Here is a 20,688-nt window from a genome sequence, read left to right on the forward strand (position 1 = left end):
AGCTTCGAGGGTCGGGGGGTCGGCGGCGCCCCGGCCGGGGCGGGCCTGGACGACGCCCGGGCGCGCACCTGCGGGGCCCCAGGCCCGTCCTGGGCCGTGTCTGGTAGATCGTGGAACGGGGCGGTTCACCGGTCGACACGGCACAGACCGAGGTGCTCACCGGTGCGGCGTGGGCTCGCATCGAGCCGATGCTGCTCCCGGCGACGCCGCGGCGTGGTGGTCGCTGACGAGATCACCGACAGGTGATCGAGGCGATCGCGTGGAAGTACCGCACCGCGCACCCGCCCACGGCAAGTGGTCGCAGACGAGGGCTGCAGCTCGCGCGCCGACCGGCGCCCGCTCGCCGCCAGGGGCATCGCGGCCACGATCCCCGAACGCGCCGACCAGCTCGCCGACCGCCGCGCCCGCGGCAGTTCGGGCGGGCGCCCTCACCGCTTCGAGGCGCGCACCCACCGCCAGCGCGACGTCGTCGAGCGGGCCCTCACCCACCTCGAGCAGTGGCGCGGGCTCGCCACCCGCTACGACGAGCACGCCCGGCACTACCGCGCCGGGCTGCTGCTGGCCTCGCTGCCGCTCTGGCTCACGTGAAGACCCGTGAGACGTGGCCTAGAGGCGCTCCACGCGATCGGCTTGCGGGCCCCGGTCGCTCTGACGCACTGCGTACCGGACTCGGTCGCCCTGCTGCAGCGGTTCCGACCCTGCGACCACGGACACGTGGACGAACAGGTCGTCACCTCCGGCGTCCGGGGTGATGAACCCGAACCCGCGCTCGCCGTCGTAACGCGCGACGACGCCCTCACCGGCGCGTGCAGGCACGCCCCGTGACTCCGGCTCCCTCCTCCCGGTGCGTGCCGGCCCGGCCGGTGCCGGCTGTCGCGGTGGCGGTGCGGGCTCGGCCCCTCGGACGAGCTGCACGTCGCGGGCCTGCGGGCCCTTGTCGCCGCTGACCACCTCGTACGCCACGCGGTCGCCCTCGGTCAACCAGGTGAGCCCCTCGGCCAGGGACCGGGCGTGGACGAAGACGTCCCCGGCGCCGGAGTCGGGGGCGATGAAGCCGAAACCCTTGTCCTCGTCGTACCAGGAGACGGTGCCGTCCGCCCCGTCGGCACCGCCGACCCCGACGGGCAGGCCGGCCCCCGGCCCCAGCGGGACCACGTGCGCCGCCTGCGGGCCGCGCTCGCCCTCGACGACGACGAAGGCCACCCGCTGCCCCTCGGTGACCACGCCACCCGTGACGATGGCAGAGCTGTGCACGAAGATGTCGGGACCTCCGCCGTCCGGCGAGGCGAACCCGTACCCCTTGGCCGGCTCGTACCAGTTGACCGTGCCGAGCAGGCCCACGGCGCCGCCGGCGCTCGTCTCGGAGGTGACGCGGACGCGCAGCGCCTGGGGACCGCGGTCGTTCTCCCCGGCCTCGAACTCGACGGTCTGGCCCTCGCGGAGCACCCTCGGCCCTCCGTCCTCGACGATCGAGGAGGCGTGCACGAACACGTCCGGTGAACCGTCCTCGGGCGCGAGGAAGCCGAACCCCCGTTCAGCGTCGAACCAGCGGACGGTCGCGTGCGGCATGGGGAGCTCCAGGTCGGAAGAGCGGGCAGTGCTCTCAGTCTCGCTGACGGCGTCGGGGCCCGGGACCACCGGGACCGGCCACGGGTCAGCCCACGGTCAGGGCGTCGCAGGCGCCAGGAGGCGCGTGGCGGTCGCGAACGACCCGGACGCCGCCTCGTCCGCGCCGGCCCGCGAGCGCACCCCGTCCGGGACCACCCGTCACGGGCACGGTGATCGTCGTGAGCCCGGGTGCGCTGGCCGTCGAGCGACGCTCCGGAAGACCCACGGCTCTCCGACCGACACCGACAGGCCCGTGATCTCCCGGTGACGAGGACGCGCTCGTGCTCGAGCTCGTCGGCCGCCCCGCCCCACCGCACGCGCTCACGCCGGCCGATCGACCGGCCTCGTGCCCCGTCACGACTCCCGCCGCACCGGCCGCCGCACCGGCCGCCGCACCGGCCGCCGCACCGGCCGCCGCCCTCACCGAGCCCATCGCCGCTGACAGCGACCGTCCCCGTGATCCACCGGACACGGCCTAGGCCCAGCCGAGCTCGTGCAGGCGCTCGTCGTCGATGCCGAAGTGGTGGGCCACCTCGTGCACCACGGTCACCCGCACCTCCTCGACGACGTGCTCGCGGTCCTCGCACACGGCCAGGGTGGGGCGGCGGAAGACGGTGATGCGGTCCGGCAGCGCCCCGGCCGCCCACCAGGTGCCGCGCTCGGTCAGCGGGGTGCCCTCGTACAGCCCCAGCAGGTCGGGCGGGAACCCCTCGGGCGGGTCGTCCTCGACGAGGACGACCACGTTGCTCATCTGCCGCGCCAGCCCCTCGGGGATCGCGTCGAGCGCGTCGGCGACGGCCTCCTCGAACTCCTCGCGCCCCATCTCCACCACGCCCCGATCCTCGCAGGGCGCCCCCGGGCGGGTGCCCGCGGGAGGCGCTCAGCAGCAGCGCGAGGAGACCGAGCCGGCGCGGGCGTCGGCGCGCCGGCGCTCGAACTCGCGCCGCGTCAGCGGCGCGTGCCCGTGCTCGGCGGCCGAGCGCAGGTGCTCCTCCCAGCGGGCGCTGCCGTCGACCTGGCGCAGGTACCAGCGCACCCCGCGCAGCGCCTCGCCCACGGCGGCGATCAGCGGCGTCCGGCCGCTCACCGCAGCGCCTCCGTGCGCTCGGCGGCCAGCTCGCGCTCCTCCTCGGCGGTGGCGAACAGCCCGGCCGGCTCGCGCAGCCGCGAGGGCACCGCGGGCACCTCCGTGGTCGGCAGCGACCCGGCGCGCAGGGCGCGGGCCACGACGACCGCGGCGTTGACGGCGACGACGAGCACGAGCAGCGCGAACAGCGACTGCAGCACGCCGTTGACGGTGGAGTTCGTGACGACCTGCTGCATCTGGTCGGCGTCCTGCGCCGCCCCGAGCAGCTCACCGGCGTCGCGGGCCTCGCGGTAGGCGCTCGCCTGGGCGAAGTAGCCGATGGCCGGGTCGTCGGAGAACACCTTCTGCCAGCTGGCGGTCATCGTCACCACGAGGTCCCAGGCGAGCGGCAGGCCGGGCACCCACGCGTAGCGGGCGCGCCCGTGCTTGACGAGCAGCGTGGTCGCCAGGGTCAGGGCGATGGCCGCCAGGAGCTGGTTGGCGATGCCGAACAGCGGGAAGAGCTGGTTGATGCCGCCGAGCGGGTCGGTGACGCCGGTGTACAGGAAGTAGCCCCAGGCCCCGACGACGACGGCGCTGGCCAGCAGGTTGCCCGGCCGCCAGGACAGGTCCCCGAAGCGCTTCCACACGTTGCCGACCGTGTCCTGGAGCATGAACCGGCCCACGCGGGTGCCGGCGTCGACGGCGGTGAGGATGAACAGCGCCTCGAACATGATCGCGAAGTGGTACCAGAAGGCCTGCAGCGCCCCGCCGAACGCGGAGTTCAGCACCTGCGAGATGCCCAGCGCCAGGGTGGGGGCGCCGCCGGTGCGCGAGACGATGTCCTCCTCCACGGCCTGCGCGGTGGCGGTGATCGTCTCCGGCGGGGTGGTGATGCCGATGCCGGCGAGGAACTGCGAGGCGGACTCCGCGGTGCCGCCGGTGGCGCCGGCCGGGGAGTTCATGGCGAAGTACACGCCCTGGTCGATGACGGAGGCGGCGATGAGGGCGCTGATCGCGACGAAGCTCTCCATGAGCATCCCGCCGTAGCCGATGAGGCGGACCTGCCGCTCCTTGGCGATCATCTTCGGCGTCGTGCCGGAGGCGATGAGGGCGTGGAAGCCGGAGAGCGCCCCGCAGGCGATGGTGATGAAGACGAACGGGAACAGCGAGCCGGCGAACACCGGCCCGTTCCCCTCGCGGGCGAAGCTGGTGACGGCGTCGTTGGCCAGGACCGGGCGGGCCACCAGCAGGCTGACGGCCAGCAGCACGATGACGCCGATCTTCATGAACGTCGAGAGGTAGTCGCGCGGGGTGAGCAGCAGCCACACCGGCAGCACCGAGGCGACGAACCCGTAGACCACCAGCGCCAGCACCAGGCTCTCGCGGCTGAGCGTCAGGCTCTCGGCCAGGCCCCACTGCTCGACGTACCCGCCGCCGACGATGGCGGCCAGCAGCAGCACCACGCCGATCCCGGTGGCCTCCAGCACCCGGCCCGGGCGCAGGAAGCGCAGGTAGACGCCCATGAACAGCGCGACGGGGATGGTCAGGGCGATGGAGAACACGCCCCACGGCGACTCGGCCAGGGCGTTGACGACGATGAGCGCCAGCACCGCCAGGATGATGATCATGATGGCGAAGACGGCCACCAGCGCGGCGGCGCCGCCCACCGGCCCGATCTCCTCGCGCACCATCTGCCCCAGGCTCTTGCCGTCGCGGCGCATCGAGAAGAACAGCACCGTCAGGTCCTGCACCGCACCGGCGAAGACCACGCCGACGACGATCCAGATCGTGCCGGGCAGGTAGCCCATCTGCGCGGCCAGCACCGGCCCGACCAGCGGTCCGGCGCCGGCGATGGCGGCGAAGTGATGCCCGAAGAGCACCCGCCGGTCGGTGACCTCGTAGTCCACGCCGTCGTGCAGGCGCTCGGCCGGGGTGGCGCGCGCGTCGTCCGCGCGCAGCACCCGGTAGGTGATGAACCGGGCGTAGAAGCGGTACGCGATCGCGTACGAGGCGAGCGCGGCGAACAGCACCCACAGCGCGCTGACGGACTCCCCGCGCGCGAGCGCGAGGACCGTCCACGCGGTGGCGCCGACCAGCGCGACGAGCGTCCAGAGCACGACCGAGCGCGGGCTCGGCCGGCGCCGGGTGCTCGTGGGTTCCGGGGTGGGCACGGCAGTGGACACGACCGCCTCCTCGCGGGACGTCCTGGCTCTACCCGCCAGATCATCACCGCCGGTGGCGGTCGTGTCACATCGACGCGCCCGCCGCCCTCAGCCGCGCAGGCCCGCCAGGAACCCGTCGATCTTGGCGCGCAGCTCCTCGGCGAGGCGGGACAGGCCGGTGACGTCCTGCGCCCCGCCCCAGTTCCCGCCGCCGTCCACGGCGGCGCGCACGCCGTCCACCAGGCCGTTCATCTCGGCCACGGTGCCGCTGATGCCGGTGATCGCCTGCACGGCGCCCTGGGCCTGGGCGCGGATGCTGGCCACCTGCTGCGAGACCTGCTCGGTGGCGCGGCCGGTCTGGTCGGCCAGCTCCTTGACCTCGGCGGCCACCACCGCGAACCCGCGACCGGCCTCGCCGGCGCGGGCGGACTCGATGGTGGCGTTCAGGGCGAGCAGCCGCGTCTGGTCGGCGATGCTGTTGATGGTGGAGACGACCTGCTGGATCTCCTCGGAGGCGTGGGTGAGGGCCTGCATGGTCACCGAGGCCTGGTCGGCCTCGACGCTGGCGGCCGAGGCCGCCGAGGACAGGCCCTGCGCGGAGGCGCTCAGCTCGGTGGAGGCGGTCGCCACCTGCTCGGCCACGCCGAGGACGTCGGCCTCGAAGCTGTCGGCCAGCACCAGGCGCGAGTCGGCCGCGGCGGAGATGCGCTGGGCGTCGCGCTGCATGCTGGCGCGCCCGCCGTCGATGCTCGCGGCCGCGCCGCGGAAGGCCCCGCGCAGGCCGCCGGGCAGCAGGCGCCGGTGGTAGCGGCCCTCGGCCGCGGAGCTGAGCACCGCGCCGGCCTCGCGCACGAAGGCGTCGGAGACGTCGAGGGCGCGGTTGACGCCGTTGGCCAGCTCGGCCAGCTGCGGCACGGCCCAGGAGCCCTCCACGCCGCCCACGCGCGCCTCGGAGTCGCCGGCGGCGGCGGCCTCGCACACGCGGGTGACCTGCTCGACGAGGGCCTTGTACAGGGCCAGCTCCTCGGCGGCGCCGCTGCGCTCGCCGCGGGCGAAGAACCCGCGCTTGACGGTGCTGCTCATCTCAGGCCTCCGCGTCGGGGATCAGGGACCAGACGAACTGGTCGTAGTCGACGCCGCGCTCGGCCAGGCGACGGTTCAGCAGGGCGGTGCCGGCCTCGGCGGCGGCGCGGCCGGTGCCGGCGCGCGACTCCTCGGCGAGCAGCTCGCGGTACAGCGGCTTGATGGCCTCCACGCCCGCGGTGGCCGGGCGGCGGCGGCTGGAGTGGTAACCGACGATCTTCCCGCCGGCGCCGAAGGAGGGCGTCACGTGCGCCAGCACCCAGTAGTTGGCGCCGTCGGCGGCCAGGTTGTTGACGTAGGCGAACAGCTCGCGGCCGGAGGCGACGGTGTCCCACAGCAGCTTGAAGACCGCCCGGGGCATGTCCGGGTGGCGGATGAGGTTGTGCGGCTGCCCGATCACCTCGTGCAGCTCGTAGGCGCCGACGCGGCAGAAGACGTCGTTGGCGTAGGTGATGATCCCGCGGGTGTCGGTCTTGGAGACGATCAGCTCGTCCGCCCCGAAGGTCCGCTCCTGACCGCTCGGCCGCACCGCGGCCCGGTCCGTGCGGGAGGTCGCCGTGGCGCTCCCCATGCTCTGCTCCCCCGCTCCCGCGACGCGCTGCTCGGCCGCTCCTGCACAGCCCATCGGCACCGCGGGGCGCCACCTGAGGGCCGCGCGCGCCCCTCCTGCGGGGGGCCGGGCGGGGCGCGGGCCGTCCGGGGGGCCGCCGCGCTCGTGGCAGGATCGCCCGGTGCGATTGGCTGAGCAGCTCGACGGCAAGCGCCTCCTCCTGACCGGTGTCACCGGCTTCATCGGCGAGGCGCTGCTGCAGCGGGTCCTGGTGGACCTGCCGGGGACGACCGTGGTGGCGCTGGTGCGGCCCAAGCCGGGCCAGAGCGGCGAGGACCGCCTGCGCGCGCTGCTCAGGAAGAAGATCTTCGCCGCGGCCGGCGACCCCGACGACCTGCTCAAGACGCGGGTCCTCGCCCTCGAGGGCGACCTGGCCGACGTGCCGGAGCTGCCCGGCGACCTCGACGCGGTGGTGCACTGCGCCGGCGACGTCTCCTTCGACCCGCTGATCCAGGACGCCTTCACCACCAACGTCCTGGGCACGAGGTCGCTGGTGGAGCGGGTGCTGGCCGCCAGCCGGCCGCAGTCGCCCACCCACTACGTGCACGTGTCCACCGCCTACGTCGGCGGGCGCCGGCGCGGCTCGGTGCCCGAGCGGGCCGTCGAGCACGACGCCGACTGGCGCACCGAGCTGGAGGCCGGCCTGCGGCTGGCCGCGCGCATCGAGGAGGACTCGCGCCTGGACGCGCGGCTGCGGGAGTTCCTGCGCGCCGCCGAGCGCGACCACGGCCGCGCCGGGCCGCTGACGGTGGCCGCCGACGCCGAGCGCCGCCGCGTGGAGTGGGTGGCCGAGCAGCAGAAGGCGGCCGGCAAGGAGCGCGCGCGCACCCTGGGCTGGACGGACTGCTACACGTTCACCAAGGCCATGGGCGAGCGCTTCGTGGAGGAGGTCGCCGCCCCGGCGGTGCCCACCACGGTCCTGCGGCCCAGCATCGTGGAGTCGGCGCTGGTCCACCCGCACCCGGGCTGGATCGAGGGCTTCAAGATGGCCGAGCCGATCATCCTGGCCTACGGCAAGGGCGAGCTGACGGAGTTCCCCGCCGCCCCGGACTCCGTGCTGGACGTGGTGCCCATCGACCACGTCGTCAACGCGATCCTCAAGGCCGCCGCCACCCCGCCGCCGCTCTCGCGCCCGGCCTACTACCACGTCTCCTCCGGCGCCCGGAACCCGATCACGTTCCGCGAGCTGTACGAGCACGTGCGCGCCTACTTCACCGAGCACCCCTTCGACTCCTCCCCCGAGGTCATGCCGACCTGGCGGTTCCCGGGGCAGAACGCGGTGGAGCGCAAGGTGCGCGCCGGTGAGCTGCTGACGAGCGCGGGCAACCGGGCCCTGATGCTGGCGCCGCGCTCGGAGCGGGTGCGGCGCGCCTCGCGCTCGCTGGACGCGGCGCGCCGGCAGGTGGAGTTCGCCCGGCGCTACATGGACCTGTACAAGGCGTACACCGAGGCGGAGCTGCGCTTCGTCGACGACAACACCCTGGCCCTGCACCGCTCGCTGGACCCGGCCGACGTCGAGCTGTGGGGCTTCGACACCGCGGTGGTGGACTGGAAGGCGTACTGGCGCGACACCCACTGCCCCAGCGTGACCGGGCAGATGCGCAAGTACGAGGAGATCCGCCGGCGCCGCCGGGCCGCCGAGGAGACCTCGGGACCGCGGCGCCTGGAGCCGGTCGCCGAGGGCGCCGCGCCGGTGCTGGCGGTGTTCGACCTGGCCGGCACGCTGCTGCCGGGCACCGTGGTCGACACCTACCTGACGCTGCGCCTGTCGCAGCTGGACGCCCCGGCGCGGGTGGCGGAGTTCGCCCGCGTGGTGCGCCACCTGCCCGGCTGGATCGCCGCCGAACGCCGCGACCGCGGCAGCTTCCTGCGCTCGCTCTTCCGCGGCTACGCCGGCGTCGACCTCGACGCCCTGGAGGCGCACGTGGACGACGTGTTCGCCCCGCGCTTCCTGGCGCAGGTCTCCGCCGACGCGCTGCGGCGCATCCAGGCGCACCGCGACGCCGGGCACCGCACGATCCTCATGACCGGCGACGTGCGCCTGGTGACGCGGCCGCTGGCGGGGCTGTTCGACGAGGTGGTCTGCACGGACCTGCAGGAGGAGACCGGCGCGGACGGGCGCCGGCGGGCCACCGGCTTCCTCACCTCCCCGCCGCTGGTCGGCGAGGCGCGCGCGGCGTGGCTGCGCCGCTACGCGGAGGTCGTCGGCGCGGACCTGGCCGCCGGCTACGCCTACGCCGACTCGCACCCGGACGTGCCGCTGCTGAGGGCCGTGGGCAACCCCACGGCCGTCTCCCCGGACGTGTCGCTGTACCGGGGGGGGGGGGGGGGGGGGGGGCGGGGGGGGGGGGGGGGGGGGGGGGGGGGGGGGGGGGGGGGGGGGGGGGGGCGGCGGGGGGTGGAAGGGTCCCCCAACCCCCCGCCCCCCCCCCCCCCCCCCCCCCCCCCCCCCCCCCCCCCCCCCCCCCCCCCCCCCCCCCCCCCCCCCCCCCCCCCCCCCCCCCCCCCCCCCCCCCCGCGCCGGCGCGCGGCAGTGGGCCGCGCTGGCGGTGCTGATGCTGCCGGTGCTGATGATCTCGGTGGACACCACCGTGCTGAGCTTCGCCGTCCCGCACCTGAGCACCGCCCTGGCGCCCACGGGCACGCAGCTGCTGTGGATCGTCGACGGCTACTCGCTGGCCATCGCCGGGCTGCTGGTGACGATGGGCGCCCTGGGCGACCGCTCGGGCCGGCGGCGCCTGCTGCTCGTGGGGGCCGCCGGCTTCGGCGCCGTCTCGGCGCTGGCCGCCTTCGCGCCCTCCGCGGAGGCGCTCATCGCCGCGCGCGTGGCGCTGGGCGTCTTCGGCGCCACCCTCATGCCCTCCACGCTGGCGCTGCTGCGCAGCACCTTCCCCGACCGCGAGCAGCGGCGCACCGCCTTCGCGGTGTGGGCCGGCGCCTTCGCCGGTGGTGCCGCGCTCGGCCCGGTGGTCGGCGGCGCGCTGCTGGGGCGGTTCTGGTGGGGCTCGGTCTTCCTCGTCAACGTGCCCGTGGTGGCGCTGGTGCTCGTGCTGCTGCCGCTGCTGGTGCGCGAGTCGCGCTCCAGCGCCCCCGCGCGCCTGGACCTCGCCAGCGCCGCGCTGGCGACGGCGGCGATGGTGGGCGTGGTGCACGGGGTGAAGTCGCTGGCCGACCACGGCGGCCTGGCCGGGCCGCTGGCGACGGTCGCGGCGGGCGCGGCGCTGGGCGTGCTCTTCGTGCGCCGGCAGGTGCGCCTGGCCGAGCCGCTGCTGGACGTGGGGCTGTTCCGGCTGCCCGTCTTCCGCACGGCGGTGCTGGCCAACCTCATGAGCATCTGCGGGATGACGGGCATGCTCTTCGCCGTCTCGCAGTACCTGCAGCTCGTGCTGGGCCTGTCGCCGGTGCGCGCGGGCCTGCTGCTGCTGCCCGGGGCGGTGGTCTCGGTGTGCACCGGGCTGCTGGCCGCGCGCCTGGCCCGGCGGGTGCGCCTGGACGTGCTCATCGCCACCGGCCTGCTGCTGGGCACCACCGGCTACGCGGTGGCCGCCACCCTGGGCCCGGCCGAGGGCGCGGCGGTGGCGGGCGCGGCCGCGCAGCTGGCCGTGGCGTTCGTGGTGCTCTCCGCCGGCGCCGGGCTGGCCGAGACGCTGACGAACGACGCGATCCTCTCCGCCGCCCCCGCCGACCGCGCCGGCGCGGCCTCGGCGATCTCCGAGACGGCCTACGAGGTCGGCGCGGTGCTGGGCACGACCGTGCTCGGCGGGCTGCTGACCGCCGTCTACGGCGCGCGCGTGCGGGTGCCGGCCGAGGCGGGCGCCGAGGGCGCCGGCGCGGCCGCGGAGACGCTGGGCGGTGCGGTGGAGGTGGCCGGGCAGCTGCCGGCCGGCCCGGCCGCGCAGCTGCTGGGCTCGGCGCGCGAGGCGTTCGCGCAGGGCCTGGACACCACCGCCCTGGCCGGCGCGCTGCTGACGGCGACCGCCGCCCTGGTGGTGCACCGCCAGCTGCGCCCGCGCCCCGGCCGGCCCAGCGGGCAGCCGGCCGCCGAGCGCGTCAGCGCCTGACGCCGGCGCCCGGGGCGGCGCCTCAGCGCGCGACCACCGCACCCGCCGCCGGCGCCGCGCCCACCCCGGCGGTCGCGGCGCGCGGCAGCAGCGCGGCGGCGCGGCGGCGGTGCAGGTCCTCCGCGGCGCGCAGCTGCCGCTCGGCGCGCCCGGGCAGCGCGCGCACGGCCCCGGCCCACTCCCCGGCCGCCGCGCCGACGACGTCGGCGAGCACGCGGGCGGCGACCTGGCGCCGGTGCAGGCCGGCGAGCAGGTCCTCCAGCTCCAGCAGCGCCTGCACCGCGTCCTGGCGCGCGGACGGGGCGCTGGGCACGCGGTCCAGGACGGGCAGGCGGTGCAGCAGCGGCAGCAGCCGCGCGGCGCGCGCGGTGGCCCAGCTGACGCCGAGGACGGCCCAGTCGGTGCGCACCCCGAGCCGGCGCAGCGCGGCGCGCACGGTGGCGCGGTCGGCGCCGACCTGCCGGCGCAGGTCGGCGAGCACGGCGCGCTCGGCCAGCAGGTCGGGGTCGCGCGAGGCGCGGCGCAGCTGGTCGAGCAGGGTCGTGACCCGGGCCAGCTGCTCGTTGAGGTAGGCGGCCAGCGCGGGGTCGGCGTCGACGGCCGGGCGCGGGCTCCGCAGGCGCATCAGCACACCGCGACCGTACGGGCACGGGGCGGCACGGGTCGAACCGGTGCGCAGCGTGGCCGTCGCCCGTCCGGGTGAAGGAGCCCGATCGGGTGGAAGCACCCCGCCACGTGACGTAGCGTATAGATATAGTGACTCAGTGCTGATGCGTAGGGGGACGGATGAACGGCGCCCAGGGCGGTCTGCTCACGACCGAGGGACCAGCGGTCGACACGACCGTGACGCTCATGCCCGCGACGGGCACCGCCGAGCGCGGACCCCGCGTGCACACCGGCACCGTGCGCTCCTGGACCGCCGGCGCGGCCGGGCTGGTGGTCACCAGCCACGTGCTCGCCGACCCCGGCACCGTCGAGGCCCTCGACGGGCAGCGCGTGTGGGTCAGCACCGAGGCCGGCGAGCCGGGCGCGGTCGTGCCGCACGCCGTCTTCCAGGCGGTCGCGCAGGCGCACCGCTCCGACGAGCTGGCCCTGACCGGCGTGATGCTGCTGGCCTCGGAGACCCGGCGCGGCGCCGTGCGCGTGCCCGCCTCGCTGCCGGTGCACCTGACCACCCCCGACGGCGTCGCGGACGCGCGCACCGTCGACCTCTCGCGCAGCGGCCTGCGCCTGGAGGGCGACGAGCTGCCCGGCGAGCACGCCGAGGTCGACCTGGCCCTCGAGCTCGACGACGGCCTGGAGGTGCACGCGCGCGGCGAGGTGGTGCGCGTCGACGACGTCACCCACGAGGCCGTCGTGCGCTTCGTCGAGCTCGACGAGGGCGCCGCCGAGGTCCTCGAGCGCAGCGTGCTCAGCGAGCTGGCCCGGCGCAACCGGGGGTACTGAGGACCGGGCGCCGCCGGGCCCGCGCGCCCGGGCCCGCACGTGCGGGCGCGCCCGGCTACCGTCGCGGCGTGGAGCGCGGGCGGCACTGGGGCGGCAGCGGGCGCTGGGTCGAGGGCGAGCGGGTCTTCGCCCCGCCCGCCGGCGCCTTCGACCCCGACTGGGTGGCCGGCATCGTGCTGGACCGCGACCCCGGCGCCGGCGAGCGCGTGGCGCTCGCGCGCGCCGCGCAGCGCGCCCGCGACGCGCGCACCCGCGGCGCCGGCGACGAGGAGGCGCTGGCGGAGCTGACCGCCGCCGGCCTGGAGCCCGCCCTGGCCGCCGCGGTGCTGCGCGCCACCGACGACTTCGCCACCGCCTACGGCCTCTGAGGCCCGCCCCCGCGTCCCCCCACGGCTCTCGCGTACCCCCGCGTCAGGCGGAGGCGGGCCGGCCGCCGGGCGGGGCGCCTGCGGGCCCACCACCGCCGGGCCCACCGCCGGGCGCCGAGCCCGCGGTGGGCGCGGTGCGGGTGTCGACCCCGACGGTGAGGGAGGCGGCGTAGCCGGTGGTGGTGTCGCCGGTGACGGTGGCCAGCTGGGTGGCGGCGGAGTCGTCGCCGAAGACGCCGTCGCCGGCCAGGGTGACGCCCGCCAGGTTGCTCACCGACCGCTCGTAGCCGGCGGTGGCGTAGACGGCTTCGCACACCTCCTGCGGGAGGGCGAGCTGGGAGGTGGCGATCGCGTCGGCGGCGTCGGAGATCGAGTCGACGTCGGGGTAGACCTCGAAGTGCACGTGCGGCCAGCGCCCGGAGTAGCAGGCGGGGAAGACGCTGGTGAAGGTGACGCGGCCGTCGGCGTCGGCGACCTGCACCCCGCGCAGGTAGTCCTCGTCCTCGACGCCCTCGGAGTAGAGGGAGTACTTCCCGTCGCGGTCGCAGTGCCACACGTAGACGGCGGCGCCGGTGAAGGGCACGTCGCCGCCGGCCACGTCGACGACGTCCAGCGTCAGGGTCATCGGCACGCCGGCGGCGGTGGTGGTCGAGGTGCCGAAGGACGAGCGGATGTCCGAGCGCACCACCCCGGAGGCGGTCAGCACGTTCACGCCGTTGGAGCCGTCAGCGGGGTAGGGACCGGCGGTCTCGTCGGGGACCTCGCTCAGCGCCGAAGGGGACGAGCCGCCCGAGGAGGCGTCGGCGTCGCCCTCGCCGCAGGCGGCAAGGCCCAGGCCCAGCGCGCCGAGGCCCAGCGCGGAGAGCACGCGACGGCGCTCCAGCACGCGCCGGCGCGCGGTGGCCAGGTCGAAGGTCAGGCCCTGGTCGTCGACGTCCTCGTCCTGGCGCGGCAGGACGCGGCCCTGGTAGGTGCGCAGCTCCCGGTCGGTGCCCTCCTGCCGCCGGGGACGCTGCTGCTGGCGGGGACGGTGCTGCTCGCGCTGCAGCAGTCGCTCGAACGTGCTCACGGTGGTCTCCTCCTGGCTCACCCCCGCACCATCGACGCTGCACCGACGAACCGGGCGTGCGGGCGCTGTGGTGAGCCTGTGGGTGCGCGGCCGGGGCGCTCCCGGTGGCCGCGGCGGCGCGCGGTGCCTAGCGTCGCGGGCATGCAGCAGCGAAACCTCGGTCCCCGCACCGTCTCGGCCGTCGGCCTGGGCGCGATGCCCATGTCCATCGAGGGCCGCCCCGACGAGGAGCGCTCGATCGCCACGATCCACGCCGCCCTCGAGGCCGGCGTCACCCTGATCGACACCGCCGACGCCTACCACCTGCACGCCGACGAGGTCGGCCACAACGAGGAGCTCATCGCCCGCGCGCTGCGCAGCTGGGGCGGGGACACCTCGCAGGTCCTCGTCGCCACCAAGGGCGGGCACCTGCGCCCCGGCGACGGCTCGTGGACGCAGGACGGGCGCCCCGAGCACCTCGAGGAGGCCGCGAAGGCCTCCGCGAAGCGCCTGGGCGTGGAGGCGATCGGGCTGTACCAGTTCCACCGCCCCGACCCGGACGTGCCCTACGCGGAGTCGGTGGGCGCCCTGCGCGACCTGCTCGACGAGGGCGTCATCGAGCTGGCCGGCATCTCCAACGCGGACGTCGCGCAGATCGACGAGGCCAACGAGGTGCTCGGCGGGCGGCTGGTCTCGGTGCAGAACCAGTTCTCCCCCGCGTTCCGCTCCAGCCTGGGCGAGCTGCAGCACTGCGCGCAGCTGGGCGTGGCGTTCCTGCCGTGGAGCCCCCTGGGCGGCATCTCCAACGCCGGTGAGCTCGGCAGCCGGCACGGCGCGTTCCAGGAGGTCGCCGACGCGCACGGCGTCAGCGTCCAGCGGGTCGCCCTGGCCTGGCACCTCGCGCTGGCCCCGGTCGTCATCCCGATCCCGGGCTCCTCGCGCCCGCAGAGCATCACCGACTCCGCGCGCGCCGCCGAGCTGACCCTGACGGCCGACGAGGTCGCGAAGCTGTCGGAGGCGTGAGCGTGCGGACCGTCCCCCTGGGCACCAGCGGCCTGCAGGTGCCGAACGTCGTCCTGGGCCTCATGCGCATCGCCGACATGTCCGACGAGGAGGTGCGCACCCTGTGGGACACCGCCCGCGAGGCGGGCGTCACCTTCGTCGACCACGCCGACGTCTACGGGCAGGAGCTGCACCGCTGCGAGCGCCGGTGGGCCGAGGCCGTGCCGCTGAGCCCGTCCGAGCGCGACGCGGTCACCCTCCAGACCAAGTGCGGCATCGTCCCCGACGGGCCGTACTTCGACTTCTCGTACGAGCACATCGTGGAGTCCGTGGACGGCTCGCTGGAGGCGCTGAACACCGACCGCATCGACGTGCTGCTCCTGCACCGCCCCGACGCCCTCGTCGAGCCGGACGAGGTGGCTCGCGCGTTCGACGAGCTGCACCAGGCCGGCAAGGTGCGCGCGTTCGGCGTCTCGAACCACACCCCCGGCCAGATCGAGCTGCTCAAGCGCTCGGTCCGCCAGCCCCTGGTGGCCAACCAGCTGCAGCTGTCCATCACCCACGCGCCGCTGGTCGCGCAGGGCGTGGCGGCGAACATGCAGGAGCTGGACCAGTCCGTCTCGCGCGACGTGGGGCTGCTGGACTACTGCCGCCTGAACGACATCACGGTGCAGGCGTGGTCGCCGTTCCAGGCGGGTTTCTTCACCGGGGTGTTCCTGGACAACCCCGCCTACTCCGAGCTCAACGAGGTCCTGGACCGCCTCGCCGGGGAGCACGGGGTGCCGCCGCTGGCGATCGCCACCGCGTGGATCACCCGCCACCCGGCGGGCATGCAGGTGGTCCTCGGCACCACGAACCCCGGGCGGGTCGCGGCCGCGGCGCAGGGTTCGGACCTGCCGCTGACGCGCGCGCAGTGGTACGAGCTGTACCGGGCGGCGGGCTACACCGTCCCCTGACGGGTCCCCCGGCGCGGCCGGGGGCCGGGTTTGCGCGGCGGTGCGGCGGGTAGCTGGGGAGTGCGGCGCCCGCCGCTCCGCCGGACCCGACCCAGGAGGCGACCCCCGTGCCCGAACTGCCCCAGCCCGTCAACGACAACACCATCAAGGTCCGCCAGCTCAGCCACTACCAGTTCTCCTGGGTGGCCGGCGAGCCGGGCCGGAACGGCGCGTACACCCTCCAGCTCGTCCTCGACGAGGGCGCGTGGGAGGAGGTCCTGACCCTGACCGCGGACGACGCCGACGCGCTGCAGGACCTGCTGGTGAACACGAAGGACGTGCACTACGACATCGAGCGCCGCACGCTGATGTTCGGGGTCACGCGCGCCGGGGAGTGAACCCGCGGCGGCGCGGGCGGGGGTGAGCGGACGGCGGCCCGGGGGATCCGCGGGCGTTCTTCCCCAACACTCGAAGCCCCCCGGGCCGCCGGGACGATTCCACCACGGACCGGCGCCGACGGCCAGCCCCAGCGGGTCGGCCGGCGGCGCCGGTCCGCGCGGGCGCCGGGGGTCAGTACGCGACGGTGAAGCGCTGCCGGCGGTGCGCGGCGCTATCGACCTCGTCGGCCACGGCCAGCGCGAAGTCGTCGCCGGAGACGAACGACTCCCCGGAGGCGTCGGTCAGCAGCAGGTCGCCGCCGGTGCGGTAGGTGCCGGTGCGCTCGCCGGGGGCGAAGGCGCCGAACCCGGCGGCGGGGCTGACGTAGAACCAGTCCAGGGACTCCTCCGAGGCGCGCAGGTCGTCCAGGACGGCCGCGGCCTCCAGCGCCTCGGGCTTGAAGGCGTCGGGGAACCCCTCGGTGTCCACCAGGCGCGGGCCGCCCTCGGCCACCAGCAGCGAGCCGGCGCCGCCGACCACGCCCAGGCGCGCACCGCGCTCGCGCACCAGGCCGGCCAGCTCGCGCAGCACCGGGCGCACGCGCCCCTCGAGCTCCCCGCGCGGGGCCAGCGAGGAGAGCACCACGTCGGCGCCGTCCACGGCCCGCTCGAGCACTTCGCGCTCGAGCACCGAACCGGCCAGGTGCCGCACGCCCTCCAGCGGCTGCTGCGGGGCGGTGCGGCTGACGGCCGTCACCTCGTGCCCGCGCGCGGCCAGCTCGCGGCTGATGCGGCTGCCCGCGTACCCGGTGCCGCCCAGGACCGTCACCCGTGCCATGCGTGCTCCTCCTCGTCCCGGGGCCCGCGGTGGGCCCCGCCGCGGCGACGGTAGGCGAGCGGGTCGCGCGCGGCGAACGGGCCCGTCCCGCGCGCGGTGCGCGGGACGGGCCCGGGAGGAGCCGCGCCGGGAGGCGGCGGTTCAGGAGGGGGTGGAGGCGTCCGCGTAGCGCAGCACGGCGCCGATGCCCTGCACGAGGTCCGGCCGCTCGGCGACCAGCTCGATCTCCGCGTCCGAGGCGGCCAGCGCCCGCACGATCGCCGCGTCGGCGCGCACCCGCAGCGGCTCGCCGTCCACGCCCAGGGCGCGCACCTCGTCGGCGGTGGTGCCGATCTCCAGCGGGCCCGCGCCCACCCACAGCGTCTCGGAGTCCTCGCCGGGGTTCGGGTCGTCGCGCAGCAGCACCGTGCGCACCTGACCGCGCCGCAGCGCGTCCACGACCGGGCCCAGGCCCTTGACGGCGCGCCCGCCGCGGCCGGCCTCCTGCTCGAACTCGTCGACCACCGCGTCGCGGCGGCGGCGGCGCACCTGCTCCAGCGCCTCGGCGACGGCGGCGTTGAACGACTCCTCGTGCACGCCGGCGTGCCGGCTGCCGCCGGGCACGTCCACGAGCAGCTCCAGGACCTGCTTGGCGGCCTTGCCGCGCAGCGCGGCGGCGGCCTTGGTGTCGCCGGTCAGCAGCACCACCTCCGGGTGCTGCTCGCGCACGATGGTGTGCAGCTCGTCGGCCACGGCGGCGGCGTTGTGGTCCCAGGAGTCCTGCACGGCGTGCTGGTAGCGCAGCGCCGCCCAGCCCCCGCCGGGGACCTTGTGCAGCAGGTCGTGCCCGGCGGTGACCTCGCGGACCTCCTCGCTGCCGCGCGGCGCGTCGGAGCTGGTGACGGTGATGTCGGCGCCGGCGCGGTCCAGCTCGACGAGGACGTAGCGCACGTCGTCGGCCAGCGAGCGCACCAGCGGCATCAGGTGCGCCACGGGGCCGCTGACGGCCTCGTCCTGGGCGGGCGGGTCCGGGAGCAGGACGTCGATCTCGATGCCGTCGGCGGAGGCGATGAGCGCCCGCCCGACCGGGCCGCCGACCTCGGGGGGCGTGGTGGCGACGCCGTCCAGCGCCTGCAGCGCCCCCTCGGGCGCGCCCTGCCCGGCGAGGGCGTCGCGGGCGTCCTTCCAGCGCACCTCCATCTCGTGCGCGCCGGTCTCGCGGGTGCGCGAGACGTCGACGTAGACGCACACGTGGGGGCCGGGATCGGTGGAGACGGGCTTGAGCCAGTCCAGCTTCACGGACGTGTCCTCCTCGACGGGTTCGACCGGCGGTGTCCTGTCGTCTTACCCAGCGTGGCGGGGGTCAACCCCGCGACACGCGGCGCTCAGGACCCCGCCGCACCACCCGCCGCACCACCCGCCGCACCGCCCGCCGCACCGCCCGTCGCACCGGCGTACAGCCAGCGCCCGCCCTCGCGGCGGAAGGCGGACACCTCGTGCTGCACCCGGCGGCGCCCGCCCTCGCGCGCGTGCGCCTCGAACTCCACGGTGCCCGCGTCGTCGAAGGGGCCGCCGCCGGTGGTGGCGAGCACGACCAGGCGCCGCCAGCGGTCCCCGGTGCCGGCGAGGTCCAGCGCGCCGGGGCGGTCGCGGCGGTCCCAGGTGCGCAGCAGGTACGCCTCGTCCTCGCGCACGAAGGCGCTGTAGCGCGAGCGCATCAGCGCCTCGGCCGTGGGGGCCGGCTCACCGGCGTGGTGGCGGCCGCAGCAGGCGGCGTACGGCTCGCCCCACCCGCACGGGCAGGGCGCGGCGGGGTCCACCTCGCGCACGGGCCCGGCCCGTCCTCAGCCCGCCCTCGGCCCGCCCTCAGCCCGCCGCCGGGCGGGCGCCGTGGACGACGTCGTAGACGAGCTTGGTGACGCCGTTGGGGTACGTCTCGGACTCGCGCACCGACAGCAGCTGCATGTCCTTGTCCGCGTCGCTGAACAGGCGCTTGCCGGCGCCGAGCAGGACGGGGAAGACGAGCAGGTGGTAGCGGTCCACCAGGTCGGCATCGGCCAGCGAGCGGGCCAGGGAGGCGCTGCCGTGCACGGCGATCGGGCCGCCGTCGGTCTCCTTCAGCGCGGCGACGTCGTCGAGCGAGCGCAGGACGGTGGCCGGCCAGCGCTCGTCGTCGCGCTGCAGGGTGGTGGAGACCACGTAGCGCGGCATGGCGTTGTAGCCGGCGAAGTCCTCCACGTCCGGCCACACCGGCGCGAACGCCTCGTAGCTGACCCGCCCGAGCAGCAGGGCGGTGGTCTCCTCCTGCTCGCGGCCCTTGATCTCGTAGACGGCCTCGTCGAACTCGACGGCGTTGAACGTCCACCCGCGGTTGCGGTACGTCCCCTCACCGCCGGGGGACTCCACCACGCCGTCCAGGGACGTGAAGGCGGTGACGACGAGGGGGCGCATGGTTCCTCCTGCGGGGTGCTTCCGGCGGCTGTCGAGGGGGTGGACCGGCGCGGACCACCGTAGTCACCGGTGCGGGTGCGGGTCCCCGGCGCGCGGGGCGCGGCGCGCGGCTCAGGCGCAGATGTCGTCGGTGGCGACGCGCTCGGGGATCGGCGCCACCGGCGCCGGCGGGGCGGCGGGCGCGGCGCCGCCGACGCGGGCGCGCACGTCGAGCACCCGGTACGCGGCCGAGGAGACCTCCACGACGACCGCGCGGCCCAGCGAGGGGTCCAGGCGGGTGGGCGCGCCGCCCAGGGCGGCCGCGACGGTGGCGGCGCTGTCGGCGCGCTCGGCGCCGTGGCGCACCAGCACGGGCGTGCCCGGGGCGGTGGCGGTGCCGTCGCCGGTGCCGGCGGGGGCGAAGCCCACCGCCGCCAGCTGGCCGGCGAGCACCCCGGCGGTGCCGGCGGGGGCGCCGACGTTGAGCACCTGCACGGCCACGTCGGCCGGCGCGACGAGCAGCTGCGAGCTGGTGGCCGGGTCGGGCGCCGGGGCGGGCGCCGTCTCCGGCGCGCCGGTGTCGTCCTCGCGGATGCGCCGCCACAGCTCGTCGGCGGCCGCCGTCCACTGCACGCGCGCGTCGTTGCGCGGGTACGGCTCGACGGGGACGGTCACGAAGCGCACGCCGTCGGCGGGCAGCTGCTGCAGGCCGCGCGCCAGCTCCGCGAGCCGGCCGAAGTCCGCCAGCCCCGGGTCGGTGGTCACCGAGCGGGTGGCGGCGTTGAGGAAGCCGTAGAGGCGGTCCGGGCGCAGCAGCGTCTCGGAGCTGGTGACCTTCTGCACGATCGAGGACATCAGCGCCTGCTGGCGGTCGATGCGGGAGATGTCCGAGCCGTCGCCGACGCCGTAGCGCACCCGCGCGTACGCCAGCGCCGTCTCGCCGTCCACGTCGTGCGTGCCGGCGGCCAGGTGGAGGTTGGCGCGGTCGCTGTCGATGTCCTCGGGCGTGCAGATCGTCACCCCGCCCAGGGCGTCGATCATGGAGCGGAAGCCGCTGAAGTCCACGACGGCGTAGTGGTCGACGTACACGCCGGTCAGCGCCTCGACGGTCTCGATGGTGCAGGCCGGGCCGCCCTCGGAGAACGCCTCGTTGAACATGTCCAGCTGCGCGGGCACCACCTCGCCGGTGGGCGCGGTGCACTCGGGGATCGCCACCATCGAGTCGCGCGGGATGCTCACGAAGGTGGCGCTGCGCCGGTCGCCGGCCAGGTGCACCAGCACGGTGGTGTCCGAGCGGGCGCCGGGGTCGGCGGCCTCGCCGCCGTAGGCGTCGCCGGTGCCGTCGGCCAGGGCGCGGGTGTCGCTGCCCATGACGAGCACGTTCAGCGGGGTGGTCGCCGCGGTGCTCCCGCGCTCGGGCCGCTCGCCCAGCAGGCCGGAGACGTCGCGGGCGGTGATGTTGCCCTGCAGGCGCTGGTAGGCGTACACGCCGCCGCCGGCGGCGGCCAGCACGAGCACCACCGCGGCCACCAGCACCACCCGCAGCACCCGGGCGGCGGTGCGGTGCGCGTGGCTGGCGTGCCGGCCGCGCGCGCGCAGGCCCGCGCCGGGCACGTCGGCGCGCGGCGGGGTCGGGTCGGCGGTGATCGGCACGGGCTCAACGGTACGTGCC

21 protein-coding genes and 2 pseudogenes are annotated in these 20,688 nt (G+C 76.2%); 9 read left to right on the forward strand and 14 right to left on the reverse strand.

The annotated features are described in order from the left end of the window. Positions 1 to 294 precede the first annotated feature (294 nt). Positions 295 to 588, forward strand: a complete 294-nt coding sequence (locus ACRYMN_RS07815; protein ID WP_432493703.1) for a hypothetical protein — start codon at positions 295 to 297, stop codon at positions 586 to 588. Between the two features lie 18 nt (positions 589 to 606). Here ACRYMN_RS07815 and ACRYMN_RS07820 read toward each other — a convergent pair whose 3' ends face one another. From ACRYMN_RS07820 to ACRYMN_RS07845, 6 genes are all read right to left on the reverse strand, one after another. Further along, on the reverse strand, positions 607 to 1,569 hold the full coding sequence (locus ACRYMN_RS07820; RefSeq protein ID WP_432493705.1) for a cold-shock protein: 963 nt from the start codon (positions 1,567 to 1,569) through the stop codon (positions 607 to 609). Positions 1,570 to 2,083: 514 nt separating this feature from the next. Next, a complete protein-coding gene (locus ACRYMN_RS07825; RefSeq protein WP_432493802.1) occupies positions 2,084 to 2,431 on the reverse strand; it encodes a metallopeptidase family protein in 348 nt (115 codons plus the stop codon). A 57-nt stretch (positions 2,432 to 2,488) separates the two neighbouring features. Then, positions 2,489 to 2,695, reverse strand: a complete 207-nt coding sequence (locus ACRYMN_RS07830) for a YbdD/YjiX family protein (RefSeq protein WP_432493707.1) — start codon at positions 2,693 to 2,695, stop codon at positions 2,489 to 2,491. Then, positions 2,692 to 4,860, reverse strand: a complete 2,169-nt coding sequence (locus tag ACRYMN_RS07835; RefSeq protein WP_432493709.1) for a carbon starvation CstA family protein — start codon at positions 4,858 to 4,860, stop codon at positions 2,692 to 2,694. The genes ACRYMN_RS07830 and ACRYMN_RS07835 overlap by 4 nt, the downstream gene beginning before the upstream one ends. An 87-nt stretch (positions 4,861 to 4,947) precedes the next feature. Beyond that, positions 4,948 to 5,922: a methyl-accepting chemotaxis protein gene (locus tag ACRYMN_RS07840; RefSeq protein WP_432493711.1), complete on the reverse strand. Its 975-nt coding sequence runs from the start codon at positions 5,920 to 5,922 to the stop codon at positions 4,948 to 4,950. Between the two features lies 1 nt (position 5,923). After that, positions 5,924 to 6,493 (reverse strand): PAS domain-containing protein, encoded by a 570-nt coding sequence (locus ACRYMN_RS07845; RefSeq protein ID WP_432493713.1) that lies wholly within the window; start codon positions 6,491 to 6,493, stop codon positions 5,924 to 5,926. Between ACRYMN_RS07845 and ACRYMN_RS07850 the strand changes: the two are divergent. Continuing rightward, positions 6,492 to 7,568 (forward strand): annotated as a pseudogene (locus ACRYMN_RS07850) (SDR family oxidoreductase); the annotation flags it as partial. The gene ACRYMN_RS07845 and the pseudogene ACRYMN_RS07850 overlap by 2 nt on opposite strands. 383 nt (positions 7,569 to 7,951) lie before the next feature. Here the strand turns inward: ACRYMN_RS07850 and ACRYMN_RS07855 are convergent. Continuing rightward, entirely contained in the window at positions 7,952 to 8,281 is a 330-nt protein-coding gene (locus ACRYMN_RS07855; protein WP_432493715.1) for a hypothetical protein, read from the reverse strand. A 10-nt stretch (positions 8,282 to 8,291) separates the two neighbouring features. Between ACRYMN_RS07855 and ACRYMN_RS07860 the strand changes: the two are divergent. After that, positions 8,292 to 8,741: pseudogene (locus ACRYMN_RS07860) on the forward strand (HAD family hydrolase); the annotation flags it as partial. 340 nt (positions 8,742 to 9,081) lie between these two features. Then, positions 9,082 to 10,593, forward strand: a complete 1,512-nt coding sequence (locus ACRYMN_RS07865) for an MFS transporter (protein ID WP_432493717.1) — start codon at positions 9,082 to 9,084, stop codon at positions 10,591 to 10,593. A 22-nt stretch (positions 10,594 to 10,615) separates the two neighbouring features. Here the strand turns inward: ACRYMN_RS07865 and ACRYMN_RS07870 are convergent, their stop codons facing one another. Then, positions 10,616 to 11,224, reverse strand: coding sequence for a hypothetical protein (locus tag ACRYMN_RS07870; RefSeq protein WP_432493719.1), 609 nt, complete (start codon positions 11,222 to 11,224; stop codon positions 10,616 to 10,618). Positions 11,225 to 11,445: 221 nt separating this feature from the next. Between ACRYMN_RS07870 and ACRYMN_RS07875 the strand changes: the two genes are divergently transcribed. After that, entirely contained in the window at positions 11,446 to 12,039 is a 594-nt protein-coding gene (locus ACRYMN_RS07875) for a PilZ domain-containing protein (protein WP_432493721.1), read from the forward strand. Positions 12,040 to 12,107: 68 nt separating this feature from the next. Next, entirely contained in the window at positions 12,108 to 12,407 is a 300-nt protein-coding gene (locus ACRYMN_RS07880) for a hypothetical protein (RefSeq protein WP_432493723.1), read from the forward strand. Between the two features lie 43 nt (positions 12,408 to 12,450). Here the strand turns inward: ACRYMN_RS07880 and ACRYMN_RS07885 are convergent, their stop codons facing one another. Then, positions 12,451 to 13,386 carry an intradiol ring-cleavage dioxygenase gene (locus ACRYMN_RS07885; RefSeq protein ID WP_432493804.1) on the reverse strand — a complete coding sequence of 312 codons (936 nt, stop codon included), beginning with the start codon at positions 13,384 to 13,386 and terminating at the stop codon, positions 12,451 to 12,453. 231 nt (positions 13,387 to 13,617) lie between these two features. Here ACRYMN_RS07885 and ACRYMN_RS07890 point away from each other — a divergent pair, with 231 nt between their 5' ends. The 3 genes from ACRYMN_RS07890 to ACRYMN_RS07900 all read left to right on the forward strand — a co-directional run bounded on the left by ACRYMN_RS07890 (position 13,618) and on the right by ACRYMN_RS07900 (position 15,790). Then, a complete protein-coding gene (locus tag ACRYMN_RS07890; RefSeq protein ID WP_432493725.1) occupies positions 13,618 to 14,478 on the forward strand; it encodes an aldo/keto reductase in 861 nt (286 codons plus the stop codon). 2 nt (positions 14,479 to 14,480) lie between these two features. Continuing rightward, the gene (locus ACRYMN_RS07895) at positions 14,481 to 15,413 is read left to right on the forward strand and encodes an aldo/keto reductase (protein WP_432493806.1); all 933 of its coding nucleotides are present in this window, start codon (positions 14,481 to 14,483) and stop codon (positions 15,411 to 15,413) included. Between the two features lie 107 nt (positions 15,414 to 15,520). Next, positions 15,521 to 15,790: a hypothetical protein gene (locus ACRYMN_RS07900; protein WP_432493727.1), complete on the forward strand. Its 270-nt coding sequence runs from the start codon at positions 15,521 to 15,523 to the stop codon at positions 15,788 to 15,790. Between the two features lie 172 nt (positions 15,791 to 15,962). Here the strand turns inward: ACRYMN_RS07900 and ACRYMN_RS07905 are convergent, their stop codons facing one another. The 5 genes from ACRYMN_RS07905 to ACRYMN_RS07925 all read right to left on the reverse strand — a co-directional run bounded on the left by ACRYMN_RS07905 (position 15,963) and on the right by ACRYMN_RS07925 (position 20,669). After that, positions 15,963 to 16,607, reverse strand: a complete 645-nt coding sequence (locus tag ACRYMN_RS07905) for an NAD(P)-dependent oxidoreductase (protein ID WP_432493729.1) — start codon at positions 16,605 to 16,607, stop codon at positions 15,963 to 15,965. Positions 16,608 to 16,748: 141 nt separating this feature from the next. Next, a complete protein-coding gene (locus ACRYMN_RS07910; protein ID WP_432493731.1) occupies positions 16,749 to 17,885 on the reverse strand; it encodes a baeRF2 domain-containing protein in 1,137 nt (378 codons plus the stop codon). Positions 17,886 to 17,971: 86 nt separating this feature from the next. Then, positions 17,972 to 18,415: a YchJ family protein gene (locus ACRYMN_RS07915; RefSeq protein WP_432493733.1), complete on the reverse strand. Its 444-nt coding sequence runs from the start codon at positions 18,413 to 18,415 to the stop codon at positions 17,972 to 17,974. 37 nt (positions 18,416 to 18,452) lie between these two features. Further along, positions 18,453 to 19,037, reverse strand: coding sequence for a dihydrofolate reductase family protein (locus ACRYMN_RS07920; RefSeq protein WP_432493735.1), 585 nt, complete (start codon positions 19,035 to 19,037; stop codon positions 18,453 to 18,455). A gap of 111 nt (positions 19,038 to 19,148) precedes the next feature. After that, complete coding sequence (locus ACRYMN_RS07925; protein ID WP_432493737.1) at positions 19,149 to 20,669, reverse strand: LCP family protein; 1,521 nt, start codon at positions 20,667 to 20,669, stop codon at positions 19,149 to 19,151. Positions 20,670 to 20,688: the final 19 nt, after the last annotated feature.

It is taken from the genome of Kineococcus gypseus, from assembly GCF_050871305.1.
Taxonomy (GTDB): Bacteria; Actinomycetota; Actinomycetes; order Actinomycetales; family Kineococcaceae; genus Kineococcus; species Kineococcus gypseus.